Origin of the sequence: Mesorhizobium sp. M7A.F.Ca.US.002.01.1.1 (assembly GCF_004022955.1) — a bacterium.
GTDB classification, from domain to species: domain Bacteria; phylum Pseudomonadota; class Alphaproteobacteria; order Rhizobiales; family Rhizobiaceae; genus Mesorhizobium; species Mesorhizobium ciceri.
This window is the reverse complement of the sequence record NZ_RZQE01000407.1, coordinates 1-5,400: the sequence shown is the minus strand read 5'-3', so window position 1 is coordinate 5,400 and position 5,400 is coordinate 1. Positions and strand designations below refer to the sequence as shown.

General features: G+C 64.1%; 4 protein-coding genes and 1 pseudogene. All 5 read left to right on the top strand.

Translation table 11 applies throughout. The features are described 5' to 3' along the window. A pseudogene (locus EN932_RS28040) lies at positions 1-516 on the top strand (NADH-quinone oxidoreductase subunit D); the annotation flags it as partial. Further along, positions 517-1,797, top strand: coding sequence for an NADH-quinone oxidoreductase subunit E (locus tag EN932_RS28035; protein WP_024501360.1), 1,281 nt, complete (start codon positions 517-519; stop codon positions 1,795-1,797). A 10-nt stretch (positions 1,798-1,807) separates the two neighbouring features. Further along, positions 1,808-3,112 (top strand): NADH-quinone oxidoreductase subunit NuoF, encoded by a 1,305-nt coding sequence (gene nuoF, locus EN932_RS28030; protein WP_013531094.1) that lies wholly within the window; start codon positions 1,808-1,810, stop codon positions 3,110-3,112. Positions 3,113-3,182: 70 nt separating this feature from the next. Then, positions 3,183-3,872, top strand: a complete 690-nt coding sequence (locus EN932_RS28025; protein ID WP_027160548.1) for an NADH-ubiquinone dehydrogenase — start codon at positions 3,183-3,185, stop codon at positions 3,870-3,872. A 73-nt stretch (positions 3,873-3,945) separates the two neighbouring features. After that, the coding region (nuoG, locus tag EN932_RS28020; RefSeq protein ID WP_128369229.1) for an NADH-quinone oxidoreductase subunit NuoG at positions 3,946-5,400 on the top strand (1,455 nt) is incomplete at its 3' end.

The window sequence follows — 5,400 nt, the reverse complement described above, 5'->3', positions numbered from 1 at the left end:
GGTGCAGCCTGGGATCTGCGCAAGTCGCAACCCTATGAATGCTATTCGGAGATGGATTTCGATATTCCGATCGGCAAGAACGGCGACTGCTTCGACCGCTACCTCGTGCGCATGGAAGAAATGCGCCAGTCGGCGAAGATTATGCGCCAGTGCGTCGACCTTTTGCTCGGCAAGGAGAGCACCGGCCCGGTGTCGAACCTCGATGGCAAGGTGGTGCCGCCCAAGCGCCAGGCAATGAAGCGCTCGATGGAAGCGCTGATCCATCACTTCAAGCTCTACACCGAGGGTTATCGCGTGCCGGCCGGCGAGGTTTACGCCGCTGTCGAGGCGCCGAAGGGCGAATTCGGCGTCTATCTGGTTTCCGACGGCTCCAACAAGCCCTACCGCTGCAAGCTGCGCGCGCCGGGTTTCGCGCATCTGCAGGCGATGGATTTCCTCTGCCGCGGCCACATGCTGGCCGACGTCACCGCCGTTCTCGGCTCCCTCGACATCGTGTTTGGTGAGGTCGATCGCTAAATGTCAGTCCGCCGTCTCGCAGAAGCCAGCGTCCAGCCAGCATCCTTCGCCTTCAACCGGGCGAATGCCGCGGCTGCGAAGCAATGGATCAAGAAGTACCCGAAGGGCCGTGAACAGTCGGCCATCATCCCGCTTCTGATGATAGCACAGGAGCAGGAAGGTTGGGTGACGAAGGCGGCGATCGAGACGATCTCCGACATGCTCGGCATGCCGCGCATCCGCGGGCTGGAAGTCGCGACCTTCTACACGCAGTACCAGTTGAATCCGGTCGGCACGCGTGCGCACATCCAGGTCTGCGGCACCACGCCCTGCATGCTGCGCGGTTCGGAAGCGCTGATGGATGTCTGCCGCTCCAAAATCCATCACGACCAGTTCCACACCAACGACAAGGGAACCTTGTCCTGGGAAGAGGTGGAATGCCTCGGTGCCTGCGTCAACGCGCCGATGGTGATGATCTTCAAGGACACGTTCGAGGATCTGACGCCGGAACGCCTGGCTGAAATCATCGATCTCTATGACGCCGGCAAGGGTGCTGCGGTGGAACCGGGGCCGCAGAATGGCCGCACCGGCTCGGAGCCGGCCTCCGGCCTCACCACGCTGAAGAGCGAAAAGGCGATCCTCAAGTCGACCCGCGACAGGGAAGCCAGGGAGGCGGCCAAGGCCGCCAGGGCGGCACCCGACGCGATCGTCGCAGCGCCGGTGCCGGCGCCGGCCGCGGCCCCTGTCGCACCGTCCAACACCAGCAAGCCGAAGACCGACGCCCCTGAAACCAGCCCGGCGTTGAAGACGCCTTCAAAAACCAAGGTCGCGCCGGCGGTTGAAAAGGCGGCGAGTGTTGCCGCTCCACTGCATTCGGCCGCCAATGCCAACAAGGCAGACTCCAAAGTCGAGCAGGTTTCCAAGCAGCGCAGTGGCCCCATCACCAAGGCCGAGCCGGCCTCCGCCTTCAAGGCGCCAGAGGTCAAGGTACCGGCCGCCAAGCCGGCCAAACCGTCGCTCGGGGACAAGAACCGCCCGGCCGGCATCGACAGGCCGGCACAGGTCGATGACCTCAAACTGATCTCCGGCGTCGGCCCCAAGATCGAGGGCATCCTGCATACGCTGGGCATCTTTACCTTCGCGCAGGTCGCGTCGTGGAAGAAGGCCGAACGCGAGTGGGTGGATGGCTATCTCTCTTTCCAGGGCCGCATCGATCGCGACGACTGGGTCAAGCAGGCCAAGGCGCTCGCCAAGGGTGGCGTCGCCGAATACATCCGCGTCTTCGGCAAGAAGCCGGTCTGAGGGACGAAAAATGCTCGGGGATAAAGACCGCATCTTCACCAATATCTACGGCCTGTTCGACAAGTCCTTGGCCGGCGCGATGGCGCGCGGCGCCTGGGATAACACGCCCGGCATCGTCGCCAAGGGCCGCGAGTGGATCGTCAACGAGATGAAGGCGTCGGGCCTGCGCGGCCGTGGCGGCGCCGGCTTCCCGACCGGCCTCAAATGGTCGTTCATGCCCAAGCAGAGCGATGGCCGGCCGAGCTATCTCGTGATCAACGCCGACGAATCCGAGCCCGGCACCTGCAAGGACCGCGACATCCTGCGCAACGACCCGCACACGCTGGTCGAGGGCGCGCTGCTTGCCGGTTTCGCCATGGGTGCGGTTGCCGCCTACATCTATGTGCGCGGCGAGTTCATCCGCGAGCGCGAGGCGCTGCAGCGCGCGATCGAGGAGGCCTATGAGGCCAAGCTGATCGGCAAGAACAACACGTCCGGCTACGATTTCGACATCTACATGCACCACGGCGCCGGCGCCTATATCTGCGGCGAGGAGACTGCACTTCTCGAAAGCCTCGAAGGCAAGAAGGGCCAGCCGCGGCTGAAGCCGCCATTCCCGGCCAATGTCGGCCTCTATGGCTGCCCGACCACGGTCAACAATGTCGAATCGATCGCGGTTGCGCCGACCATCCTGCGCCGCGGTGCGGCCTGGTTCTCGTCCTTCGGCCGGCCCAACAATGTCGGCACCAAGCTGTTTTGCATCTCCGGCCATGTCAACAATCCGTGCACGGTCGAAGAGGCGATGTCGATCCCGTTCCGCGAACTGATCGAGACGCATTGCGGCGGCATTCGCGGCGGCTGGGACAATCTTTTGGCGGTCATACCGGGCGGCGCTTCGGTGCCGCTGGTGCCGGCCGAGCAGATCATCGACGCGCCGATGGATTTCGACGCGCTGCGCGACCTCAAATCCGGCCTTGGAACCGCGGCTGTCATCGTCATGGACAAGTCGACCGATGTCGTGAAGGCGATCGCGCGGCTTTCCTACTTCTACAAGCACGAGAGCTGCGGCCAGTGCACGCCATGCCGCGAAGGCACCGGCTGGATGTGGCGGGTGATGGAACGGCTGGTGCGCGGCGAGGCGCAGAAGCGCGAGATCGATATGCTGCTCGACGTCACCAAGCAGATCGAAGGCCATACGATCTGCGCGCTGGGCGACGCGGCGGCATGGCCGATCCAGGGCCTGATGCGGCATTTCCGCGGCGAAGTGGAGCGGCGCATCGACGAGTTTTCGCGCAATGCGCACCGGGCCGAGCCTGTGATGGTGGCGGCGGAATAGAAGAACGTTTTACGCGGACGAAAGTCCGCAGCGAAGGGCGGGCGAACGACGAAACGACCAGGAGAACTCTATGGCGCCGTATTCGAACCCGCTGATGCCCAATTTGGACCAGATCGACAAGATGAACCAGGACTTGACCAGGATGATGCCGAAGGAGATGGCCAGTGCCGTCAACCTTTTCGTGCATCCTGTGGCGGGTGCGGCGGCGATGTCGGCGCTTGGCCTCGGGCTTGCCAATCATGCTTTCGGCGTCTGGCTGGGCGCGTTTTCAGGTGCGGCAGAAGCCTCGCAACGGCTGCTGCAGCCGATCGTCGATGATTTCGAGGCGCGCGTCGCGCAGTTCGATGATCCGAACTCTTCCTCCACCAAGGCGCGGGCGACGGCGAAAACCATGATCGCCGAGGCGCAGTCCTTCGCCAGGGAGGTCACCGATATTGCCGCCAAGGAAGCCGCAACTGCCGTGCCGGCCGCAAACGCCGCTCCAGCAACAAGCGGCGTCGGCGATGCGCTGTTGCCCGAGGATTTCAGGCAGCCCAAGGCCGTGGAGAAGCCGGCGAAACCGGCGGATCTCAAGGCGATATCGGGCATCGGGCCCAAGCTGGAGAAGGTTCTCAACGGCCTCGGCATCTGGACGTATGCCCAGATCGCGGCATGGACGCCGCAAGAGGTTGCCTGGGTCGAGGACTATCTGTCGCTCGGCGGCCGCATCGGCCGCGACGATTGGACAGCTCAAGCGGCGGCGCTCGCCGTCAAGAAGTGAATGAAGTGCCCGACGTGGTCTCGACCGCGTCCGGAAAAAGAGATTGCGGGAACTCCGCAGGGGTTTGAGGCGAATGGCAAAGCTCAAGGTCGACGGGAAAGAGATCACTGTACCCGACCACTACACGCTGCTGCAGGCGGCGGAAGACGCTGGCGCGGAAGTGCCGCGCTTCTGCTTCCATGAGCGGCTGTCGATCGCCGGCAATTGCCGCATGTGCCTGATCGAGGTGAAGGGCGGGCCGCCCAAGCCGCAGGCTTCCTGCGCCATGAACGTGCGCGACCTGCGTCCCGGCCCGAATGGCGAGGCGCCGGAAATCTTCACCAACACGCCGATGGTCAAGAAGGCCAGGGAAGGCGTGATGGAGTTCCTGCTGATCAACCATCCGCTGGATTGCCCGATCTGCGACCAGGGCGGCGAATGCGACCTGCAGGACCAGGCGATGGCTTTCGGCGTCGATTCCTCGCGCTATCACGAGAACAAGCGCGCGGTCGAAGACAAATACATCGGACCGCTGGTGAAGACGGTGATGAACCGCTGCATCCACTGCACGCGCTGCGTCCGCTTCACCACCGAAGTCGCCGGCATTTCCGAACTGGGCCTGATCGGCCGTGGCGAGGATGCCGAGATCACCACCTATCTCGAACAGGCGATGACCTCGGAGCTGCAGGGCAATGTCATCGACCTTTGCCCGGTCGGCGCGCTGACCTCGAAGCCATTCGCCTTCCAGGCGCGGCCGTGGGAGCTGACCAAGACCGAATCCATCGACGTGATGGATGCGGTCGGCTCGGCGATCCGCGTCGATAGCCGGGGCCGCGAAGTGATGCGCATCCTGCCGCGCGTCAACGAGGCGGTGAACGAGGAGTGGATCTCCGACAAGACCCGCTTCATCTGGGACGGCCTGCGCACGCAGCGTCTCGACCGCCCCTATGTGCGCAAGGACGGCAGGCTGGTTGCCGCCAGCTGGGCCGAGGCCTTCGCCGCGATCAAGGACGCGGTGTCGAAGACGGCGCCCGAAAAGATCGGCGCTATCGCGGGCGATCTCGCCGCCGTCGAAGAAACCTATGCGCTCAAGCTGCTGATGGCTTCGCTCGGCTCGAAGAACACCGATTGCCGCCAGGATGGCGCTGCACTCGACCCGGCGCTCGGCCGTGCGAGCTACATCTTCAACCCGACCATCGAAGGCATCGAGCAGGCCGATGCGGTGCTGATCATCGGCGCCAACCCACGCTATGAAGCCTCGGTGCTCAACGCCCGTATCCGCAAGCGCTGGCGGACCGGCAATCTGCCGGTCGGTGTCATCGGCGATGTCGGCGATACCCGATACGACTACGAACAGCTGGGCGCCGGGCCGGATTCGCTGAAGGATTTGGCCGACGGAAACGGCAAGTTCTTCCAGACGCTGAAGAAGGCGATACACCCGCTGATCATCGTCGGACAGGGCGCGCTGGCGCGTCCCGATGGCGCAGCCGTGCTCGGCCAGGCGGCCAAGCTCGCGGCCGCCGTCAACGCTGCTCGCGCAGACTGGAAC